Origin of the sequence: Rathayibacter sp. AY1A3 (genome assembly GCF_002930975.1) — a bacterium.
GTDB lineage: Bacteria > Actinomycetota > Actinomycetes > Actinomycetales > Microbacteriaceae > Rathayibacter.
The window spans coordinates 1-20,812 of record NZ_PSTO01000051.1; the positions used below are offsets into that span (position 1 = coordinate 1).

Genomic DNA, 20,812 nt, shown 5'->3' on the forward strand with positions numbered 1-20,812 from the left:
ACGGACGCGGCCCGATCCAGAACTCGCCGATCTCGGGGTTGGCGTAGAACTCGTCGGAGTCGCGGCCCGCGCCCCCGCGCCACCGCGAACCGCTCGACGACCCCCGCCTCCGACCGCTTCCGCGACTTCATCGCGTCCGGCTGGGCCGAGCGGGAGGAGCCGCTGCCTGCTCCGCGCGAGCAGGCGTCCTTCGCCGCCTCCCGCCGCGAGCGCCTCTCCGCGCTGCACACCGGCGTGCGCATCGTCGTCCCGGCGGGCCGCCTCAAGCAGCGCGCGAACGACACCGACTACCCGTTCCGTGCGCACTCGGCCTTCACCTGGCTCACCGGCTGGGGCTCCGACTCCGAGCCCGGCGCGGTCCTCGTCCTCGAGCCCGCCGGGTCCGGCCACAGCGCGACGCTCTACTTCCGCGAGCGCGCGGGCCGCGACTCCGACGAGTTCTACGCCAACCCCGAGATCGGCGAGTTCTGGATCGGGCCGCGTCCGTCGCTCGCGCAGGTCGCGAGCGATCTCGGCCTCGCCACCCGCGGGATCGCCGAGCTCGACGCGGTCCTCGACGCGCACGACGGCGTCCCCCTCGCCGTGCTGCGCGAGGCCGACCCGGCGGTGACCGGCCGTCTCGACGCGGTCGAGGCCGACGAGCGGGCGGACCGCGACGCGGCGCTCGAGCGCGACATCGCCGAGCTCCGCCTGGTCAAGGACGCCTACGAGATCGCCGAGCTGCGCGCCGCCGTCGACGCGACGGGCCGCGGCTTCGAGGACGTCCTCTCCGACCTGCCGCGCATCATCGCCCACGAGAAGGGCGAGCGCCTGATCGAGGGCGTCTTCAACGGACGCGCGCGCGCCGACGGCAACGCGGTCGGCTACGACACCATCGCCGCGGCGGGCCCCCACGCCTGCATCCTGCACTGGACGCGCAACGACGGGCCGGTGCGCCCCGGCCAGCTGGTGCTGCTGGACGCCGGCGTCGAGCAGGACAGCTACTACACCGCCGACATCACCCGCACCTTCCCGGTGGACGGCCGCTACACGGACGCCCAGCGCCGGGTGCACGAGACGGTGCGGGAGGCGGCCGACGCCGCGTTCGCGATCGTCCGCCCCGGCATCCGCTTCCGCGAGGTGCACGCCGCGGCGATGGCCGTCATCGCGCGGCGCACCGCCGAGTGGGGCCTGCTGCCGGTCAGCGCCGAGGAGGCGCTCGAGGCCGACAACCAGCAGCACCGCCGCTACATGGTCCACGGCACCAGCCACCACCTCGGACTCGACGTGCACGACTGCGCCCGCGCACGGCGCGAGATGTACCTCGACGGACTGGTCGAGGAGGGCATGGTCTTCACGATCGAGCCCGGCCTCTACTTCCAGCCCGACGACCTCACGGTCCCGGAGGAGCTGCGCGGCATCGGCGTCCGGATCGAGGACGACGTGCTCGTCACCTCCGACGGCGCCGAGAACCTCTCGGCCGGCATCCCGCGCTCGGCCGACGACATCGAGGCGTGGATGGCCCGACTGGCCCGCTGAGCCCGGTCGCCCGCGGGGAGCCCCGGCCGCTCAGGCGGCGAGGGGCAGCGCGAACTCCCCGCGGGCGGCGGCGAGCGCCAGCCCGTCGAGCAGCGTCGCCAGCTGACCGGCGGGAGCGTCCGGGTCCTCGGGGTGCCACTGCACGCCCACGAGGGGGGCCGCGACGTGCTCGACGGCCTCGATCACGCCGTCCTCCGCCCGGGCGACGACCCGCAGCCCCGGAGCGAGCAGGTCGACCGCCTGGTGGTGCGCGCTCTGCACCGCGAGCGCCTCGGACCCGAAGAGCCCGCCGAGCACGGAGCCCGCCGCGAGCCCGACCTCGTGCCGGTGCATGCGCTGGTGAGCGGGGGCCGCCGCGTTGACGTGCTCCGCCTCCGGACCCAGGTCCTGCACCAGCGTGCCGCCGAGCGCGACGTTGACGATCTGCAGGCCGCGGCAGATGCCCAGCAGCGGGGTCCGGCGGGCCAGTGCCCGGTGCACCAGCGCGATCTGGGCGGCATCCGCGCGCTCCGCGTGGGGGCCCTCGGCCGGGTAGCCGCGGTCGGCGCCGTACTGCTCGGGAGCGATGTCCTCGCCGCCCGCGAGGACGAGGGCGTCCGCCCCCGCCGTGCGCGCCAGCAGCTCCTCCGTGCCCAGCTCCTCGGCGGCGAAGCGCTCCGCCCGCCAGCCGCGCTCGTGCGCGAGGGCGAGGATGCGGCCGTTCAGGATCTGCACGTAGGCGTGGTACTCCTCGCGGCCCGGTCGCACGCGGGCGACCTCGACGATGGCGAGTGAGCGGGTCATGACTCCATCCTGGGCACGCCGCCGCCGCCGGTCGAACCGCCGTGTCACGCGGTGTCACACTCCGGCCGTACGATCACGGAGTGACCTCGCCGAGCCCGTCCCTTCTGGAGCGCGTGCAGCAGGCGCGCTCCGAGGTCTCCGTCCTCGCCGGGACCACTCCCGAGCGCCGGGTCCGACCGCTGCGCGAGGCCGTCGAGCACGTCGCCGCCGGCGGCTCCCCCGATCCCGACGCCCTGCTCGACGCGGTCGACTCGCTGGTCGGGCTCGTGACCCGCGCCGAGGTGCAGCTGAGCGGCGTCGAGCGCTCCGTGCGGGACGACCTGGAGCGGGCCGCCACCCTCTCCGACCTGCGCACCTCGGCGCAGCTCGCCTCCGCCGCCGACGTGGCCGTCGCGTGCGCCGCGGCACGGTCGCTCCTCCTCGACGCCGACGACGCCCGGTCGGCCGGCGCCCGCCACGATCCGGCCGCGCTGCTGGTCCTGCTGCTCGACGCCGACTCCGCTCTGGACGCCGTCGTCTCCGGGTACCGCGAGCCGCGGGCCCAGGCCGAGCGCCAGCTCCTCCTGTTCGAGGCGGCGCGCACCGCGGCCCGGCTCGGTGCCGAGTCGGTGCTGCTCCTGGCCGCCGTGCACGGCGAGCGCATCACCGCGGCACCCCGGATCCTCGCGGAGGAGACGCTCGGGCAGCTGGACACCGCGGTGCGCCGTGCGGCAGGCGATCCGGCCGGCGCTCTGGACGAGGCCCGCGCCGCCGCCGACCGCGCCCGCTCCGCGCTCGACGAGGCCCTGGTCGACCTCGACGGCGCACCCCCGTCGCTCCGCCCAGCAGCCGTTCCCGGAGGCCTGCCCGCGGCCTGAGCACGCAGGCACCCGGCACCGGCGCGCGTGCCATAGTGAGGGACATGGCCTCCTTCCTCGTCGTCCCCCAGTGGCAGGGCTCGGCGTCGACGCGCGCGATGCGCCTCGTCGACGGAGCCGAGGCGATCCGGGGCGATCTGCCCTCCTCCGCCACCACGACCCTCGACATCCCCGCCGAGGCGGGCGACGCCCAGGACACCGGCATCCGCCGCTACGCCTCGGTCGCCACCGTCGCCGAGCGGGTGCGCGAGGCCCTCTCTGGCCGCACCGGTCCCGTGATCACGATCGGCGGCGACTGCGGCGTCGAGTTCGCGGCGATCGGGCACGCCGTGCGCTCGGCACCGGGCCCGGTCGCGCTGGTCTGGCTCGACGCCCACCCGGACGCGCACACTCCCGAGTCCTCCCCCAGCGGCGCCTTCTGCGGCATGGTCCTCTCGGCCGCGCTGGGACGCGGCGTCGGCCTCCTGAGCGCGGGCGCCGAGGAGCGGGTGGCCGACGAGCGCGTCGTCCTCGGAGGTGTCCGCTCCGCCGACGACGGCGAGCTCGAGCGGCTGGTCGAGCGGGGCGCCGCGGTGCTGCCCGCGGACGCCCTCGACCCGGAGTCGCTCGTCGCGGCGGTCGAGGCGACCGGTGCCGCCTCCGTCTACGTGCACCTCGATCTGGACGTGCTCGACCCCGCCGATCTCGCCGGGCTGTTCGACCCGGTGCCCTTCGGCGTTCCCGCCTCGCGCCTCGTCGCGAGCCTCGACGCCCTCCGGTCCCGCTTCCCGCTCGCGGGCGCCGGCGTCACCTCGTTCGCCCCGTCGTCGCCGACCGCGGCCGAGGACGACCTGCCCACGATCCTCCGCCTCCTCGGCGCTCTGTCCCGCGGGGCCTGAGAGAGCCCTGCCATCGGCGCGCAAGCCCGAGCGCGTGTCGGCGGCACCCGGCAAGATGGTCGGACGCGACCGAGCGGAGGAACGATGAGCGACGAGAGACCGCGCGTGCGCACCGAGCGGCGCGGGACCGTGCTCGCGATCGTGCTGGACCGGCCCGAGAAGCGCAACGCCGCCGATCTGCGGCTGCTCGCGGAGCTGGCGTCCGCGTACGGCGAGCTCGACCGCGACCCGGAGCTGCGCGCCGGCGTCGTCCTCGCCGAGGGCGGGCACTTCACGGCCGGGCTCGACCTCGCCGACATCGGGCCCCGCCTGGGCTCCGACGGCCTCGACTTCGTGCCCGAGGGCGGTCTCGACCCCTGGGGCCTGCGCACCCGCCCCGTGAGCAAGCCGGTGGTCATCGGCCTCCAGGGCACCTGCCTCACGCTCGGCATCGAGCTCGCGCTCGCGAGCGACGTCGTCCTCGCCGAGCGGTCCACCCGCTTCGGCCAGATCGAGGTCGCCCGCGGCATCCTGCCCTTCGGCGGAGCGACGCTGCGCTTCCCCCGCGCCGTCGGCTGGGGCGACGCGATGCGCTGGATCCTCACCGGCGACCTCTTCGACGCCGAGGAGGCCCACCGCATCGGCCTCGTGCAGCAGGTCGTCCCCGACGGGACGGTCGCCGAGGCGGCCCGGGCGCTGGCCGCTCGTATCGCCGCGCAGGCGCCGCTCGCCGTGCAGGCCGCCCTGGCCAGTGCCCGGCTCGCGGTCGCCGCGTCCGACGCCGAGGCCGCGGCCGCGCTCCCCGGGGCGCTCGCGCGTCTCGCGGCGTCCGAGGACGCGCGCATCGGCACCGAGGCCTTCCTCCAGCGCACGACGGCGGAGTTCACCGGACGATGAGCGACGAGAGCACCACCGTCACGGCGCCCGGCGGCTCCTCCCTCGAGGCGCAGCAGGAGCGCGCCGCGCAGCAGCTCGAGATCCGGCTCCGCTACGGCGACCAGGTGTGGGAGCTGCGCGAGGTCGACCACTTCGCCGTCTTCTCCCGCCGCAGCACCGCACGACGGGCCGGGCGCGTCCTCGTGGCCTCCGGCTTCCAGATCGCGATCTCGCGGCTGAGGCTGAGGCAGGTCCTCGTCGCGAGCCACCACGCCGCGGTCGACGAGGAGTCGACCACCGCGTTCCTCCGCCAGGTGATCGAGGCGGTCGAGAGCCACGGCGGCCGCTACGACGGCTGGCGGGCCGAGATCGTGCCGGCGCATTGAGCGCCGGGCACCCACCGACGACGGGGCTCGACGCCTCCGAGAACCCCAGGGAGACAGCATGAGCAGCACGACGGACGAGTTCGACGTCATCGTCATCGGAGCAGGACCGGTGGGCGAGAACCTCGCGGACCGCGCGGTCCAGGGCGGCCTCACCGCGGCCGTCGTCGAGAGCGAGCTCGTCGGGGGCGAGTGCTCCTACTGGGCGTGCATGCCCTCGAAGGCGCTGCTGCGGCCGCCGATGGCGCTCCGCGCCGCCCGTGATCTTCCCGGCGCGGCGCAGGCGGTGAGCGGAGGAGTCGACGTGCCCGCGCTCCTGGCCCGCCGCGACTCCTTCACCAGCCACTTCGACGACCACGGCCAGGTGCAGTGGCTCGAGGGCGCCGGCATCGAGCTCGTCCGCGGGCACGGCCGCCTGAGCGGCGAGCGCGAGGTCACCGTGACCGGACCCGACGGCGAGGTGCGCGTGCTCCGCGCCCGCTCCGCCGTCGCCGTCGCGACCGGCACCACCGCCGTCGTCCCCGACATCCCTGGCCTGCGCGCGGCATCCCCCTGGACGAGCCGCGAGGCCACCTCGGCCGAGGAGGTGCCGCCGCGCCTCGTCGTCATCGGCGGCGGAGTCGTCGCGACCGAGATGGCGACCGCCTACGCCGGCATGGGCTCCTCCGTCACGCTCGTCGCCCGCAGCGGACTCCTCGCGCCGTTCGAGCCCTTCGCCGGCGAGCTCGTCGGCTCGGCGCTCCAGGAGCTCGGCGTCGACATGCGCCTCGGCGACTCGCCCGTCTCGGTCGAGCGCCGGTCCGACGGCACCGTGGCGGTGACGCTCGAGGGCGGCGACGTCATCGAGGCCGACCAGGTGCTCGCCGCGACCGGCCGCGCCCCGCACACCCGCGACGTCGGCCTCGAGACGGTGGGCCTCGAGCCCGGCTCCTCGCTGACGGTCGACGACACGATGCTCGTGCTGGGCGGCGACGGTGCTCCCCTCGGCGGCGGGCGTCCGTGGCTCTACGGGGTCGGCGACGTGAACCACCGCGCACTGCTCACGCACCAGGGCAAGTACCAGGCCCGTGCGGCCGGCGACGTGATCGTCGCGCGCGCCACCGGTGCCGAGGTCCACGACGCCCCCTGGGGAGCGCACGTCGCGACCGCGGACCACGAGGCCGTGCCGCAGGTCGTCTTCACCGACCCCGAGGTCGCGTCCGTCGGCCTCACCGCCGCGGCCGCCGAGAAGGCCGGCTACCGCACCCGCGTCGTCGACTACGAGATCGGCTCGGTCGCCGGCGCCGCCCTCGCCGCCGACGGCTACACGGGCACCGCGAGGATGGTCGTGGACGAGGACCGGAAGGTCGTCCTCGGCGTCACCTTCGTCGGCAAGGAGGTCGGCGAGCTGATCCACTCCGCGACGATCGCCGTCGTCGGCGAGGTGCCGCTCTCGCGCCTCTGGCACGCGGTCCCCTCCTATCCGACGATCAGCGAGGTCTGGCTGCGGCTGCTCGAGACCTACGGACGCGACAGCGCGTGAGCGCGCTCCGTCGAGCCGTCGCGACGGTGGCCCTGGATCCGGCGATCACCCGGCCCGGCTACCTCTTCGCGTGCGCGGTCGGACTCGCCTGGGGCGCGCTGTGGAGCACGGGCCCGATCCGGCGCAGCCACGGCCTCGTCGTCTTCACCGGTCTGCCCTCCTGGGCGTTCGGCCGCGGAGGGTCCTGCGTCGGCACGAGCTACCTCACGGGCACCAACGTCTCCGACAGCGTCCTCGAGCACGAGGCCGTGCACAAGGAGCAGTGGCGGCTCTACGGGATGTGGTTCCCGTTCGCGTACACGGTGGCGGGTCGCGATCCGCTGCGCAATCGATTCGAGATCGAAGCCGGTCTCGAGAAGGGCGGATATCTCCGTGGTCACTGACATGACGGGGCGCGTCGTCGTCCTCACCGGAGCGAGCTCCGGCATCGGCCGGGTCGCGGCGGGAGCGCTGGCGTCCGCCGGTGCCCGCGTGGCCGTGGTCGGGCGGAACCCCGAGCGCACCCGCGCGGTCGCCGCCGACGTGGGAGGGGACGCGTTCCTGGCCGACTTCGACCGGCTCGACGACGTCCGTGCCCTGGCCGACGGCCTCCTCGAGCGCTACGAGCGGATCGACGTGCTGGCGAACAACGCGGGCGGGCTCGTCTCCCACCGCGCCGAGACGGTCGACGGCCACGAGCGGACGATCCAGAGCAACCATCTCGCGCCGTTCCTGCTCACGCGGCTCCTGCTCCCGCGGATGATCGAGACCTCGAGGGAGCGGGCCGGCGTCCGCGTCGTCTCCACGGCGAGCCTCGCGAACCGCTTCGGTCGCCTGAGGCTCGACGACCTCGACAACCGCCGCGGTCCGTGGCTCGGCGGCTGGCGGGCGTACGGCACGTCGAAGCTGGTGACGATCCTCTTCATCCGCGAGCTGGCGGAGCGCCTGCTGACGACGTCGGTCGACGCGTACTCGTTCCACCCGGGCGTCGTCTCGACGAGCTTCGGTGCCGACAGCACGATGATGAAGCTGATGACGAGCCTCTCGGTCGGCTCCTTCGGCATCTCCGCCGAGGCGGGTGCGGTACCGCTGATCACCCTCGCCTCCGAGCCCGACGTCGGTGCCGCCAGCGGCACCTACTTCGACCAGCTGACGCCGCACGGCTCCCTGAACCCCCAGGCCCGCGACCGCGCTCTCGCCCACGACCTCTGGACCCTCTCCAGTCGCCTCGTGGGCGTCTCGCCCACCCTGTAGCCCGCTGCCGCTCCCCGCCGCCGCCGACTCGACGCGGGGCGGCGCGGAGTACCCGACCCGCTCGCCGGGAGGATCTCGACACACCCTCTCCGAGGGCTGCCCGATCAGCAGGTCTGTGCGCGGTCGCCCGACTCGGTCTGTGCCCGCGAGCTGCTCGATCAGCCGCGAGATCGGTCGGGGTGGATCTCGATACTCCCTCTCCGAGGGCTGCTCGATCACCATGTCCGGGCGTGGTCGCCCGACTCGCCAGGCACCCGAGGACCGCTCGATCGCGCGCGAAGTCCGCCGGAAGTGGATCTCGAGACGCCCTCTGCGAGGTCCACTAGATCAGCATCGTCCCCCGCGGTCGCGCCCCCGACGCGCCGCACCCTCTGCGGTCGCGCCCCCGGCGCGCCGTCCCCCGCGGTCGCGCCTCCGGCGCGCCGATCCTCTACGAGCAGTGCCCGGAGCGTCGCAGGGCGTCGTTCTGCAAGGCGGAGGAGGAAGCGATACCGGCGGTATCGCGCCCGACGACAACGCCGCAGAACGTCGCCCTGCGGCGCTCCGGGTCAGTTGGACTCTTGGCGGCCGAGGCGCCAGTACCCCATGAACGCCACGCGCTTCCGGTCGAGTCCGAGCTCGGTGACGAGGCAGCGGCGGATCAGCTTCACGGCGCCGGCTTCTCCGGCGATCCAGGCGTAGAGGCCGGGGTCGGTGCTCTCGTCGGGGACCTCCCAGAGCATCTCGTGGTCGACGTCGATGTCGCTGACGTCGACGCCGCGGTGGTGGGCGGTGAGGAAGCGGGTGGCCCAGGCGCGGACCGCGTCGCCGAGGGCCGCTCCGGGGGCTGCCGCGTCGGCGCGGACGATCCAGGTGACGTGGACGCCGGCGGGGTGGCGGAGCGGGAGGCGGTCGTGGGCGGTGGGGACCTCGAGGAACGCGGCTCCGGTGGCGTCGTCGTCGAGGCTCTCGAGGATCGCGGCGATGGCGGGGACGGCCGTCTCGTCGCCGGCGAGGAGGAGGGAGGTGGCGGCGCCGGGGTGGAACTCGACTCCGCCGCCGGGGAGGTCGGAGCGCGTGTCGGGCGCGATGATGACGATCTGGTCGCCGGCGCGGGCGCTCTCGACCCAGGCGGAGGCCGGTCCGGTGTCGCCGTGGGCGGCGAAGTCGATGTCGACCTCGGCGTCCTCGGGGCGGACGGCGCGGATGGTGTAGGTGCGGAGCGGGTTCCGGAGCTCGTCGGGGAGCTGTCGCCAGCGGCCGTACCAGTCGGGGTCGAGTCCGTCGGGTCCGTCGGGGTCCGAGACGGAGGCGAGGAAGGCGGGGGCGTCGGAGGCGGCGGTGGGGACGACGAGCTTGATGCGCTGGTCGGGGCCGGTGCAGCCGACGTGGTCGAGGCCGGTGCCGGTGAGGGTCACGCGGATGAAGTGCGGGGCGATCCGGGTCGCTGCGGCGACGGTCGCGAGGTACGGCCGGTAGGCCGGTCGGGCGGGGGCGGCGGTCGTCGGAGGCATCGCCTCAGTCTCGCACAGAAGGTAAGCCTTGCCTAACACTCAGCCGGGACGCCCGGCGGACGGTCAGCGCGCGGCGTGCTCGGCGGAGGTGCGCAGGCGCGCCTCGACGTCGGCGGCGAGCTCGGCGACGACGGGGCCGGCCCCGCCGATCCAGGCGCAGAAGTCGTGGCGGCCGTCGGCCCACGGGTAGTCGCCGTCGACGACCGACATCTCGCCGACCCAGGCCCGGACCGCGCGCTCGAGCGCGACTCCGCGGGAGCAGCGCTCACCGGTGCCGGGGGCGCCCGAGCGCTCGGAGCGGCCGAGCCAGGTGACGCAGACCCGTCCGGGGGCGGCGAGCGGCGGCAGTCCGCGCGCGTCGTCGACCTCGACGAAGACCTGGCCGCGGGCGTTCGCGGGGAGTGCGTCGAGGATGCTCTGGATCCACGGCACGACGGTCTCGTCGCCCGCGATCAGGAACTGCTTCACGTCGACCGGCGCGGAGCCGTCGCGATCCTCGAACATGCACATCGTGATCGAGTATAGGCAAGGCTTACCTCAGTGACCAGAGCCGGACCCTGACCATCCGCCGTGCGGCCGCGCCCGGACCCGTCACCACTGCGGCCTCCCCCGTCACCACTGCGGCGGGTGCCGCCTCTGCCAGCGCGCCCGCCGCTCGAGCTGCGCGCCGATCGCCAGCAGCGTCGCCTCGCCGCCGGGTCGCCCGATCAGCTGGACTCCCATCGGCAGGCCCTCCTCCGTGGTGCTCAGCGGAAGGGTGATCGCGGGGAGGCCGCTCACGTTCACGAAGGACGTGTACGGCGTGTAGAGGCACTGCTGCTCGAAATTGCGCTCGGGATCCTCGAGGTCGTACCAGCCGACGGGGCGCGGCGTCATCGCCAGCGACGGCGTCAGGACCGCGTCGACGCCGGAGAACGCCGCGATCACCGCGCGCTCGTAGCCCGAGAGCCAGGACGCCGCCTCGACGATCTCGCGGGCGGAGCGCCGGCGTCCCTCCTCCACCAGCCAGCGGGTCAGCGGCTCCAGCAGATCGAGGTCCGCGCCCTCGACGGGCAGGGTCGCCGCGCCGCTCTGCCACAGCGTCCGGAACGCGGCGGGGTACGCGGCGCTCGGGGGCAGCGACGCCTCCTCGAGCCCGTGGCCGAGCGCGGCCAGCGCGGCGATCCCCTCGTCCAGCGCGGCGCGCGCCTCCGAAGCGAGAGCGATCTCGTACTCCTCGTCCCAGGGCGAGTCCGTCAGCACGCCGATCTGGAAGCGCCCCTCTCCGCGCACCGCGGCGCCGAGGAACGAGCCGTCGCCGTCACCGGGCGCGCCGAGCGACCAGCGCTGCGGGAGGCGGCCGTTCGTCCGCTCCAGCATGCCCTCGAGCAGGAGGCCCGCGTCGGCGACCGAGCGGGTGATCGGCCCGGCGACCGTCAGGCCGCCGACCCCGCCGATGCCGGAGAGCGCGGCGACACGTCCGCGGGAGGGCTTCAGTCCCACCAGGCCGCAGGCCGCGGCGGGGATGCGGATGGACCCGCCGCCGTCCGAGGCGGGGGCGAACGGCAGCAGTCCCGCGGCGACGGCGACCGCCGCTCCTCCACTGGATCCGCCGGCCCCGAGGCGGGTGTCCCAGGGCGTGACGGCGGGCGGGCCGATGCGCGTCTCGGTGTAGGAGGGCATCCCGAACTCGGGCGCCGCGGTCTTGCCGAGGCTGACCGCTCCCGCCGCATCGAGCACCTCGACGATCTCGTCGGAGGCGGTGGGCACGTGGTGCTCGCGCAGCCGCGATCCGAATGCGGTCCGCACGCCCGCGCGCCGCCAGAGGTCCTTGTCGCCGCTCGGCAGGCCCCAGAGCGGAGCGGTGCCGGGCCCGGTGCCGAGCGATGACGCCCGCTCCCGCGCCCGATCGGCGGTCACCGTGGCGAAGGCGCCCAGCTCCCCGTTCCACCGCTCGATCCGGGCGAGGTAGTGATCGGCGAGCTCGAGAGGCGTGACCTCTCCGCGCTGCAGCCAGTCCCACTGCTCCTGGGCGCTGAGGTGGTGGAGTTCGAACATGGAACGACCCTATTCCGCCGCTCCGGGGAGCCGGCGGAACAGGGTCGTGGGGGTCAGGCCGCGCGGCGGCCGCTCTCGCTCGCCTCGTCGATGCCCCTCCGGGCGCCGTCGGGCACCACGGTGTCGCGGTCGATGCGGGCGCCGGTCGCGATCACGGCCGAGCGTCCGATGCGGGAGTAGCTCCCGATCCGCGCCCCCGGTCCGATGATCGCCTCGGGCCCGACGTGCACGTTCGCGCCGATGAAGGCGCTGTGCCCGATCATGGCGTCGCGGTCGACCCAGCTGCCCGCGCCGATCCAGGCGCGCTCGCCCACGGTCGCGCCGGGCTCCACGTAGGCGCCGGTCTCCACGTACGCGGTCGCTGAGACGCGCGATCCGGGAGCGACCATGCCGCGTCCGTTCGCGTGGCGGCGGTAGACGATCTCGTCGTCACTGCCGCGCGCCCCTCGACCCTTGTTCATCCCTGTTCCTGCCATCTGCCTCTGGCTCCTCCGAGCTGTCCGGTGGGCGGGGCGCCGAGCCCCGTCCCGTCATCGGTAGACAACAGCGGCGAGCGCCCGCGCATTCCCCGTTCGGGGGGCGCTGGCGCGGTGTGGAGGCGGAGCGGCGGGCGGGTCGGCGGGCGGAGCGGAGAGCGGGCGTCGGAGCGGACCCGCGCGGGCGTCCCCGGAGCGTCACTCCACCGCGTCGGCGACAGCGGTCACGACCGCGCGGAACCGGTCCGGCGCCTCGCGGATCCGCCGCCGGAGGAGGACCCCGGCGAGCGCCGACGAGGCGGGTGCGGCGACCAGCTCGCACTCGACCCGGGCCCCCTCCTCGTCCGCCAGGACCCGCCACTGCTCGACGCCGAGCACGGGGAGCCGGCGCTCGAGCCCGCTCCCCCGCCGCTCGTAGGCGCCGTCGGCGGCGAGGACGTCCGCGAGGGCGGCGAGCACCGGGGCGGGGTCGGCGTGGAGGACGGAGGCGAGGGCGAGGAGGCTGCGCACGGCGGCAGTCTCGCACGCCCCCGCGTCAGGAGCGGGCGTCGAAGACGCGCCGGAGCCAGTCGAACGACGCCTTGGGCACGCGGTCCCGGCTGCGCGTGTCGACGGCCACGAGCCCGTGCGGGCGGCTGTAGCCGTGCTGCCACTCGAACGCGTCGACCAGGGTCCAGAGCTGCACGGCCTCCACCGGCAGTCCGTCGTGGACGGCCTCGGCGAGAGCGGCCAGGTGCGCCCCGAGCCAGCGGATCCGCTCCGTGTCGACGATCGCACCCTCGCGATCGGGCTCGTCGGGGTAGCTCGCGCCGAGCGCGGTCACCACCAGCGGCGGCAGGGCGTCGCCGTAGCGCTCCACGAGGGACCGCAGCACCGAGACCACCGCCCAGGGTGCGACCGGCGAGCCGTCGCCCGTGCGGTCCAGCTCCGGCCAGGGCGCCGTGTGGAAGGGGAGCGCGGGAGGAGCGCCGACCCCGGTCGGCAGCGCCGGGTCGCGGCCCGCCACGATCCGCAGCGGCGGCAGCGGCGCGACCGCGTAGAAGTCGAGCGGAGCCGAGATGCGCGCGAGGTCGACCGGATCCGCCTGCGCGAGGGCGCCGAGGAACGGCGGCAGCTCCTCCGGTCCGACCGGGTAGGACCCGGTCAGCACGGCGTCGGCCACCAGGCGGTTCCGCAGGACGTCCGCCAGGAAGGCGAAGGCGCGGTCCCGGTCGTCGTCGGAGGCGGGCTCGACCGGCGCGAGCGCGTCGACCAGGCCGATCCTCCCGGTCACCTCCGCCGCCCGCAGCGCCTCCAGCGCCACGCCGTGCCCGAGGAGCTGGTGGTGCAGCGCCGGCAGGGCGCTGAACAGCCGGCCGGCGCCCGGCGCCTGCCGCGCGAGCGCGTAGCCCTCGAGCATCACCGTCGACGGCTGGTCGAGGGTGATCCAGTCGGCGACCCGGTCGCCGAACCGCCCGCCGAGCTCGAAGGCGAGATCGCCGAAGCGGAACGCGGTGTCGCGGTTCATCCAGCCGCCGCTGAGCGCCGACGGGGTGTCGCGGTGGTGCAGGGTCAGCGCGACCCGGATCCCCGTCTCGGCGAGCCCGTCGAGCAGGCGGTCGTAGAAGCCGAGCCCTCCGCGGTCGATCGACCCGCGGCCGTCGGGCTGCAGCCGGGGCCACGAGACCGAGAGCCGGAGCTCGTCGACGCCGAGATCGACCAGCAGCGCGAGGTCCTCGCGCCAGCGCAGGAGGAAGTCCGTCGCGATCTCGGGAGTGGCCTCCTCGGCGATCGTCCCCCGTCGCAGCGCGAAGTCGTCCCACACCGACCGGCCCCGGCCGCCCGCCTCGAGGGAGCCCTCCGTCTGGAAGGCGCTCTGCGCCAGTCCGATGCGCAGGCCCGGCGGCAGGAGCCCGCCCAGCTCGCGCGGATCGTCGAAGCGCGCAGCCTCGACGCGCACCTCCCGCCGATCGCGCCCGCGGGCCTCGTCTTCGCGCATTCCACTGTCCTCCGGATCTGATCGACGGGTATATTCTCGCGGAAGCGCTCTCCCGGATCTCCCCGACTCCCCCGACCGACTGAGACGCCTCCTCCGGATGGTGTACATCCGGGAACAGTGGTGCGGCGCGCTTGACAGCTCCCCCCTGCCCCCGTGCAATGGACGCATCGTGAAATCGGGCGTCGACGTGGCAGTACCGGGGGGTTCACCGGTCGTGCCGGTGCCCCGACTCCGCCGATCCCCGCGGCGCACGGCCGCCCTGCTGCTGGTGCTCCTCGCGGCCGTCGCCTCCGTCTCCGGCCTGGCCGCTCCGGCCGCGCAGGCCGCCGCCCTCGCGATCACCGCTCCCTCCTCCGGCGCGGTCCTCAGCACGGGAGCGACGACGGTCACCGGCACGGCGACGGCCGGGGACCAGGTGCAGATCGGGCTCCGCGGCGGCGGCGACCCCCTCTGCATCACCACCGCGGGCCCCGACGGCGGCTGGAGCTGCGCCGTCTCCCTCGACGACGGGCCGGCGACCCTGGTCGCGGTGGAGCTCCTCGCCGGCGGCGGGACCACCTCGGCCGCCGTCCCGATCGCCGTCCTCAGCGCCCCCGTCATCGAGTCGGTCGACGGCTCGGCGACCTCCGCGGGCTCGGTCCGCGGCACGGCCTACCCCGGCGCGAGCGTCGCCGCGGTCTCGAACGGCGGCGCCGCGTGCCTGGCCACCGCCGACTCCGGCGGCGCATGGTTCTGCCAGCTCGCCCCCACTCCGGCGCCGGGCAGCTACCGCGTCACCGCGACGCAGACCGCCTCCTTCGCCGGCAGCGCCGCCTCGCCGGCCAGCGCGCCGGTGACCCTCGTGGTCGACACCGCTGCTCCTGCCGCCCCCGCCCTCACCTCGCCGTCGAACGGCGCCGCCCTGCCGCTCAGCGGCGCGTCCTACTCCGGGACGGGCGTGGACGGCACTCGCGCATACGTGTACGTGGACCGGGTCAACACCTGCGACGCGGCGGTCAGCGGAGGCGCCTGGAGCTGCACCGGCGGCACGATCACGGCGGGCGCGCATCGGGTCTCCGCCATCGCCGGCGACAGCGCCGGCAACTACAGCCCGCCGAGCCCCTGGATCGACGTGACCTTCGCGGCGGCGACGACCGCTCCCACCGGCACGCCCAGCGCGACGACGCCGGCCGCCCCCGGAGCCGCGCCCAGCGCGCCCGGGGCCGCCGCGTCTCCCGCTCCGAGCAGCGCGGCGCCGACCGCGTCCCCGTCGCCCATCCGCCCCGGAGAGGCCGCGCCCGCGCCCGAGGACGAGCCGACCGCCGAGCCCACCGCAGCACCGGTCCCGGCTCCCGACCAGGACGGCGGTGACGTGCCGCCGCAGCCCGCCCCCGACGCCGGATCGGAGCCGGGCGGCTGGAGCTCGGCGACCGGGATGACCACCGCGCTGTCCGCCGGATCGCCCGTCGTCTCGATGGCCGACTGGATGCGCTCCCTCGCTCTCGCTCTGCTCTCGCTCGCCCTGGTCGTCGTGCCGGCCCGCCTCGCCGCGGCCGGGCGGGCGCCCCGCGCCGAGCGCAGCTGGCACCTCACGGGCCGCAACCGCGCCGCCGTCGAGTACGACGACAAGCCGGACACCGGTCCCGCCTCGCCGCGCCTGATGGTCGTCGGGATGATCGGCTGCGCAGCCGGCCTCGTCCTGCTCTCGGGACGCGTCGACGGCCAGCCCGCCTACCTGCGCCTGCTGATCGCCGTCATCGTGGCCGTCGCCGTGGTCAACGCGGTCGCCGCCGCCGTCCCCGCGCTGGTCGGCCGGCGGATCGGCGTCAGCGGGATCGGCGTCGTCGCCGCTCCGCGCGCGCTGCTCCTGGTCGCGGCGGCCGCTCTCGTCTCGCGCTTCGCGGGACTGGACCCGGCGCTCCTCTTCGGCGTGGTGATCGGCCTCGTCCTCCCCGAGGGCGCATCCGCCGTCGACCGCGCGAAGCTCTCCACCGTCCGCGTCGTCTCGCTGCTGGGTCTCGCCGGACTCGCCTGGGGCGCCTCCGCCGTGGTCCCGCCCGACGGCTCGTTCGGCTCCGTGCTCGCCGCGGAGGTGCTCAGCGCGACCACGCTGATCTCGGTCGGCTCGAGCGTGGTGCTGCTGTTCCCGGTCGGGCGCCCCGCCGGCCGCAGCATCCTGCGCTGGTCCCCGCTGCTCTGGCTCGGGCTCACGCTCCTCGCGACGACCGTGCTGTTCGTGCTGCTCACCCCGACCATCGCGTCCTGGTCGACCGACGGCGGAGCGGGTCCGGTGCTCTTCGCCGTCGTCGCCTTCAGCGCGGTGTGCACGTCGATCTGGGCCTGGCGGCGCTTCGTCGAGTCGGAGTAGCCGGGCTCGGGCGCCCGCTCAGCCGATCGAGACGGGCCGGTCGAGGTCGTCGCCCGGCAGCACGTCGGCCACGGCGCCGACGGTCAGCTCGCGCAGCGTCGCGATGCCGCCGTAGACGCCGAGGAACGCGGTGTCGGCCGCGTCGCGTCCCGTCGCGATCCGCACGAGGCTCGACCGCGGCGCGAGCGTCGTCGCGTCGACCGCCCGCCACTCCCCCTCGATCCAGGCCTCCGCGACCGCGTGGAAGTCCATCGGCTGCAGTCCCGGGGCGTACACGGCCGCCAGTCGGGCGGGCACGTCCAGCGCACGGAGGAGGGCGACGACGAGGTGCGCGAAGTCGCGGCAGACGCCGCGGCGGGCGAGCAGCGTCCGCTCGGCCCCGTCCGTCGGAAGGCTCGAGCCGGGGACGTACGCCAGCCGCGTGCCGACCCAGGAGCTCACCGCGTGCAGGAGGTCCGCCCCGGCGAGGCCGGCGAACTCGGCCCGGGCCGTCGCCCACAGCACGTCCGACTCGGCGTAGCGGCTCGGCCGCAGGTACCGCAGCCGGTCCACCTCGTCGCCCTCGAGCGGATCGAGGCGTCCCAGGACGCGCGCGGAGTAGTCCACGACGAGGTGCCCGACCGGCGCGTCGAGCACGTGCAGCCGGGTGCCGTGCTGGTCGATCACCTCGCGAGCGGCGAGCGGGCGGCCGTCGACGGTGAGCGTCAGCGACTCCTCCGCCCCGTACGCGTCGGCCACCGCGATCGAGAGGACGAGGGCGGCCGGAGCCGCGACGTCGAGGGTCAGGTGGGCCGAGACGTCGCGCTGCATGGGGCTCTTCTCCGGGGCGTGGCTGGTGGGGGTCAGGCGCCCTGCTCGCCCTTCGGCGGCGGGGTGGGGGCGGCGTCCGGCTCCTGCACGAGCTGCAGCCCGCCGGACGAGTTCGCCGAGACGGTCAGCAGGTCGATCCAGGTGCGGTTGATCGAGGGGACCCGTCCGCCGAAGTACTTGAAGTAGAGGGGCACGGAGGGGTCGAGCCAGATGCTCGAGCGGCCGTCGCCGACCGCGGGGTCGTCCCGCCAGGAGAAGAAGAAGCTCTCGCGGCGGCGCAGCTTGTTGGCGATGACGATCTGGACGTGCGTGAGCGTGCGGTCGTCGAACTCGATCTCGACTCCCGAGGCTCCGTAGAGCAGCTTCCCCATGGGGGCCTCCCGGCCGCCCGTCGCCGGGCGGTGCATGACGGTGCCCGCGGGCACGAGAAGCGGGACCGTTCCGGCGCCCGCCGTGGACCGGGCGGCTCGCATCCGGACGTGGGCGCCCGGGCGCGGAACCGCCCGGTGACGACTCTAGGCGAGGCGGCGCGGGCGCGCGGGATCCTCGTCCGATTCCCGAACACCGGGCTCCTCCGGCCGGAAGGACGACCGGTCCGGAGGCGCACCCGGCGCCCTGTCGGATCCGGGCGAGACGCGCCGGGGCGCTGCCGCGCGCATGTCGGAGGTCGGACGTACGGTACCCGCATGATCGAATGCGCACTCTGCGGAACCGACGCCGTCGTCCTCGACCGCTCCGGCGGCCGCGACACCGAGGAGGAGCTCGTCGTGCTCTGCGCCGACTGCACCCCGGGCGAGATCACCCAGGCCCTCGAGGCCGGGCTGCTCGAGCCCGCTCGACGCAGCGCGCACGCCCGCGCCGCCTAGAGAGCGGCACGTCGGACGGAGTGCCCCCACTGGGACTCGAACCCAGACTGAGACGATTTTAAGTCGTCTGCCTCTGCCGATTGGGCTATGGGGGCGACCACCGGGAGGAGCGACCCTCCCGGCGGCGGTGTCAGGACTTGGCGGGCTCGCCGCCGACCGGGACCGGAGCACCGGCCTGGCCGGGGATCTGCGCCGGGGCCTGCGCGGCCGGAGCCTCGGCGGCCGGGGCCGCCGGACGCGGACGCGACGCGTAGGTCTCGAAGGAGCCGCGGGGGTACTCGCGGGCCTCGATCGAGGCGATGTCGCGGCCGAGCCAGAGGTTGTTCCACCAGCCCCAGACCACGCGGAACTTGCGCTCCCACGAGGGCATGGCGAGACCGTGGTAGCCGCGGTGCATCACCCAGGCGGGGAAGCCCTTCACGGCGATCTTGCCGGACTGGAACACGCCGATGCCGATGCCCAGGCCCGCGACCGCGCCGAGGTTCTTGTGCACGTAGTCGACCGGCTCCTCGCCGCGGAGCACCGCGGTGATGTTCTTGGCCATGAGCTTGCCCTGGCGGACGGCGTGCTGGGCGTTCGGCACGCAGAAGCCGCCGACGCCGCCGCCGGTGAGGTCGGGGACGGCCGTCGCGTCGCCGGCGCCCCAGGCGCCCTCGACGAGCACGTCGTCGTGGCCGACGCGGAGGTCGGCGCGCACGCGCAGGCGGCCGCGCTCCTCGATGGGCAGGTCGGAGTTCTTGATCGACGGGTTCGCCATGACGCCCGCGGTCCAGATGATGAGGTCCGACTCGAAGCTCTCGCCCGTCGACAGCTGGATGACGCCGTTCTCGGCCGACTTGAGCTGCGTGTCGAGGTGCACGGTGGCGCCGCGCTGGTCGAGGTTCTTCAGCACCCAGTGGCTCGTCTCGAGGGCGACCTCGGGCATGATCCGGCCCATCGCCTCGATGAGGTGGAACTGCGTCTCCTCGAAGTCGATCTCGGGGTAGCGCTTGAGCAGCGCGCTCGCGAAGGAGCGCAGCTCGGCGAAGACCTCGATGCCCGCGAACCCGCCGCCGACGACCGTGACGGTCAGCAGGCGCGAGCGCTCGGGGCCGGCGGGGAGCGACGCGGCCTTGTCGAAGTTCGTGAGCACGCGGTCGCGGATCGCGGTCGCCTCCTCGATCGTCTTCAGGCCGATCGCGTTGTCGGCGACGCCCGGGATCGGGAAGGTGCGCGAGACGGAGCCGGCGGTGACGACGATCTGGTCGTACTCGAACTCGTAGGGCTCGCCCACGGTCGGGGTGATCGTCGCGGTGCGGTTCGCGTGGTCGATCTTCGTCACCTTGGCGGCGAGGATCGCGGTCTTCTTGAGGTGGCGGCGGAGCGAGACGATCGCGTGGCGCGGCTCGATCGATCCCGCGGCGACCTCGGGGAGGAAGGGCAGGTACGCCATGTAGGGCAGCGGGTCGACGATCGTGACCTCTGCCTCGTGCGGGCGGAGCTGCTTCTCGAGCTTCCACGCGGTGTAGAAGCCGGCGTAGCCGCCTCCGACGATCAGGATTCTGGGCACGGTTGACTCTCCAAGAGGGATGGACAATGCGAACACCCTCACGCAATGCGAAGTGCCCGCTCTCGATGCGGTGGGCAGCACTGACCCCGACTGGGAATCAGCTTAGCGAAGAGCGCGCCGGTGGTGGCGCCTCCGTGGCTCCGGTAGGAGCGGCTACGCGTCGAGCGGCCTGCAGGCGCAGCGCTCGGGAGACCAGTCGGCGCGGGCCAGAGCCAGATCGCCGATCGGATTGACGCCGGAGCCCGCCGCGAGGGCGTGCGCGGCGAGGGCGTGGAGGCACTTCACCCGCGAGGGCATGCCCCCGGAGGAGATGCCCGCGATCTCGGGGACGGAGCCGACACTCTCGCGGTCGGCCAGGAACGCCCGGTGCGCAGCGGCGTACGCCTCGCGCAGCTCCTCGTCCTCGGCGAGCATCGCGTTGTACTCGACCATGACCTGGGTGGCCTCGAGCTGCGAGATCGCGGCCGTCGCGGCGGGGTGGGTCAGGTAGTAGAAGGTGGGGAACGGCGTGCCGTCGGACAGGCGGGGGCTCGTGGAGACCACCGTCGGGTCGCCGCAGACGCAGCGTGCGCTGATCCCGACGACGTCCCGGGCGGGACGGCCCAGCTGGGCGGAGACGACCGCGATGTCGCGCTCGGACGGCGGATCGAAGGGGGGCGTGGTCACGGGGGCTCCAGAGGACGGACGGCCGGGAGGACGCTCCAGTGTACGCGGGGCCGGGCGGGAGCGACGGGGTCGGGCGGGAGCTACGGAGTCGGTGTCAGCTCATCGGCGGTCGGCTCGCCGAGGCCCGAGACCGCGATCGAGGACAGCAGGGATCCGGCCCAGTCGCTCGGGGTCTCCTGCACCGTGTCGCTCGCGGGCTGCTGCGCCTGCTGGGCGAGCGTCACGTCGTCGAGCACGAGGTAGCTCACCTCGCCGGGCATCACGAAGTACAGCCGCTCGCGGGCCTGCGCGCGGATGAACGCCGGGTCGGACCAGCGGGTGCGCTGCTCGTCGAGGTTCTGCGCCTGGGTCTTGGCCGCGTCGACCGAGCGCTGCAGCTCGGCGATCTCGGCGCGCTGCTCGACGAAGTTCTTGATGCTCGGGGCGAGCACGACCACCGCGAGGATCATGATCCCCATCACCAGCAGCGTGAAGCCCGAGCCGCGGACGCCGGCGATCCACGCGGACGAGGGCGGAGCGGGCGGCTGCTTCGGGCGGGGGGTGCGCGGGGCGGATGCGGCA

The 20,812-nt window shown here is 74.8% G+C and carries 22 protein-coding genes and 1 tRNA gene; 10 read left to right on the plus strand and 13 right to left on the minus strand.

Translation table 11 applies throughout. The annotated features are described in order from the left end of the window. Positions 1–129 precede the first annotated feature (129 nt). Entirely contained in the window at positions 130–1,518 is a 1,389-nt protein-coding gene (locus C5C10_RS16155) for an aminopeptidase P family protein (protein ID WP_104258295.1), read from the plus strand. Positions 1,519–1,548: 30 nt separating this feature from the next. Here C5C10_RS16155 and C5C10_RS16160 read toward each other — a convergent pair whose 3' ends face one another. After that, the gene (locus C5C10_RS16160; protein WP_104225036.1) at positions 1,549–2,301 is read right to left on the minus strand and encodes a gamma-glutamyl-gamma-aminobutyrate hydrolase family protein; all 753 of its coding nucleotides are present in this window, start codon (positions 2,299–2,301) and stop codon (positions 1,549–1,551) included. An 80-nt stretch (positions 2,302–2,381) separates the two neighbouring features. On the opposite strand from C5C10_RS16160, the gene C5C10_RS16165 reads away from it, so the two are divergent. The 7 genes from C5C10_RS16165 (at position 2,382) to C5C10_RS16195 (ending at position 8,029) form a co-directional block, all read left to right on the plus strand. Next, entirely contained in the window at positions 2,382–3,158 is a 777-nt protein-coding gene (locus C5C10_RS16165) for a hypothetical protein (RefSeq protein ID WP_104273839.1), read from the plus strand. Positions 3,159–3,202: 44 nt separating this feature from the next. Beyond that, positions 3,203–4,036, plus strand: coding sequence for an arginase family protein (locus C5C10_RS16170; RefSeq protein ID WP_104248221.1), 834 nt, complete (start codon positions 3,203–3,205; stop codon positions 4,034–4,036). A gap of 84 nt (positions 4,037–4,120) precedes the next feature. Further along, positions 4,121–4,912: a crotonase/enoyl-CoA hydratase family protein gene (locus tag C5C10_RS16175; RefSeq protein ID WP_104329775.1), complete on the plus strand. Its 792-nt coding sequence runs from the start codon at positions 4,121–4,123 to the stop codon at positions 4,910–4,912. Next, positions 4,909–5,277, plus strand: coding sequence for a ribonuclease E inhibitor RraB (locus tag C5C10_RS16180; protein ID WP_104225032.1), 369 nt, complete (start codon positions 4,909–4,911; stop codon positions 5,275–5,277). Before C5C10_RS16175 ends, C5C10_RS16180 begins: the two co-directional genes overlap by 4 nt. A 58-nt stretch (positions 5,278–5,335) precedes the next feature. Beyond that, on the plus strand, positions 5,336–6,796 hold the full coding sequence (locus C5C10_RS16185) for an NAD(P)/FAD-dependent oxidoreductase (RefSeq protein ID WP_104329776.1): 1,461 nt from the start codon (positions 5,336–5,338) through the stop codon (positions 6,794–6,796). Beyond that, the gene (locus C5C10_RS16190) at positions 6,793–7,179 is read left to right on the plus strand and encodes a Fe-S oxidoreductase (protein ID WP_104227423.1); all 387 of its coding nucleotides are present in this window, start codon (positions 6,793–6,795) and stop codon (positions 7,177–7,179) included. The genes C5C10_RS16185 and C5C10_RS16190 overlap by 4 nt, the downstream gene beginning before the upstream one ends. Then, complete coding sequence (locus C5C10_RS16195) at positions 7,169–8,029, plus strand: SDR family NAD(P)-dependent oxidoreductase (protein ID WP_244230659.1); 861 nt, start codon at positions 7,169–7,171, stop codon at positions 8,027–8,029. Before C5C10_RS16190 ends, C5C10_RS16195 begins: the two co-directional genes overlap by 11 nt. A gap of 548 nt (positions 8,030–8,577) precedes the next feature. Here the strand turns inward: C5C10_RS16195 and C5C10_RS16200 are convergent. The 6 genes from C5C10_RS16200 to C5C10_RS16225 all read right to left on the minus strand — a co-directional run bounded on the left by C5C10_RS16200 (position 8,578) and on the right by C5C10_RS16225 (position 14,013). Continuing rightward, entirely contained in the window at positions 8,578–9,522 is a 945-nt protein-coding gene (locus tag C5C10_RS16200; protein ID WP_104256203.1) for a siderophore-interacting protein, read from the minus strand. Positions 9,523–9,585: 63 nt separating this feature from the next. Beyond that, positions 9,586–10,026, minus strand: coding sequence for an SIP domain-containing protein (locus C5C10_RS16205; RefSeq protein ID WP_181073493.1), 441 nt, complete (start codon positions 10,024–10,026; stop codon positions 9,586–9,588). A gap of 108 nt (positions 10,027–10,134) precedes the next feature. Continuing rightward, positions 10,135–11,559 carry an amidase gene (locus C5C10_RS16210; protein ID WP_104329778.1) on the minus strand — a complete coding sequence of 475 codons (1,425 nt, stop codon included), beginning with the start codon at positions 11,557–11,559 and terminating at the stop codon, positions 10,135–10,137. A 53-nt stretch (positions 11,560–11,612) separates the two neighbouring features. Beyond that, entirely contained in the window at positions 11,613–12,020 is a 408-nt protein-coding gene (locus C5C10_RS16215) for a transferase (protein ID WP_104317518.1), read from the minus strand. A 213-nt stretch (positions 12,021–12,233) separates the two neighbouring features. Beyond that, on the minus strand, positions 12,234–12,545 hold the full coding sequence (locus tag C5C10_RS16220; RefSeq protein WP_104227427.1) for a hypothetical protein: 312 nt from the start codon (positions 12,543–12,545) through the stop codon (positions 12,234–12,236). A 25-nt stretch (positions 12,546–12,570) separates the two neighbouring features. After that, entirely contained in the window at positions 12,571–14,013 is a 1,443-nt protein-coding gene (locus C5C10_RS16225) for a glycoside hydrolase family 1 protein (RefSeq protein ID WP_181073494.1), read from the minus strand. A 220-nt stretch (positions 14,014–14,233) separates the two neighbouring features. On the opposite strand from C5C10_RS16225, the gene C5C10_RS17615 reads away from it, so the two are divergent. Beyond that, on the plus strand, positions 14,234–16,360 hold the full coding sequence (locus C5C10_RS17615; protein WP_181073495.1) for a hypothetical protein: 2,127 nt from the start codon (positions 14,234–14,236) through the stop codon (positions 16,358–16,360). Positions 16,361–16,378: 18 nt separating this feature from the next. Here the strand turns inward: C5C10_RS17615 and C5C10_RS16230 are convergent, their stop codons facing one another. Further along, on the minus strand, positions 16,379–17,170 hold the full coding sequence (locus C5C10_RS16230; RefSeq protein WP_104234572.1) for a transglutaminase family protein: 792 nt from the start codon (positions 17,168–17,170) through the stop codon (positions 16,379–16,381). Between the two features lie 32 nt (positions 17,171–17,202). After that, the gene (locus C5C10_RS16235; RefSeq protein WP_068211888.1) at positions 17,203–17,541 is read right to left on the minus strand and encodes an ATP-dependent DNA ligase; all 339 of its coding nucleotides are present in this window, start codon (positions 17,539–17,541) and stop codon (positions 17,203–17,205) included. Between the two features lie 315 nt (positions 17,542–17,856). Here C5C10_RS16235 and C5C10_RS16240 point away from each other — a divergent pair, with 315 nt between their 5' ends. After that, the gene (locus C5C10_RS16240; RefSeq protein WP_104225020.1) at positions 17,857–18,036 is read left to right on the plus strand and encodes a hypothetical protein; all 180 of its coding nucleotides are present in this window, start codon (positions 17,857–17,859) and stop codon (positions 18,034–18,036) included. Positions 18,037–18,057: 21 nt separating this feature from the next. Here C5C10_RS16240 and C5C10_RS16245 read toward each other — a convergent pair. From C5C10_RS16245 to C5C10_RS16260, 4 genes are all read right to left on the minus strand, one after another. Then, positions 18,058–18,131, minus strand: a tRNA-Leu gene (locus C5C10_RS16245). Between the two features lie 35 nt (positions 18,132–18,166). Then, entirely contained in the window at positions 18,167–19,585 is a 1,419-nt protein-coding gene (locus C5C10_RS16250; protein WP_104329780.1) for an NAD(P)/FAD-dependent oxidoreductase, read from the minus strand. Positions 19,586–19,738: 153 nt separating this feature from the next. Then, entirely contained in the window at positions 19,739–20,251 is a 513-nt protein-coding gene (locus tag C5C10_RS16255; protein WP_104329781.1) for a DUF501 domain-containing protein, read from the minus strand. Between the two features lie 80 nt (positions 20,252–20,331). Continuing rightward, a partial coding sequence (locus tag C5C10_RS16260; RefSeq protein WP_308471668.1) for a septum formation initiator family protein occupies positions 20,332–20,812 on the minus strand: 481 nt, incomplete at its 5' end.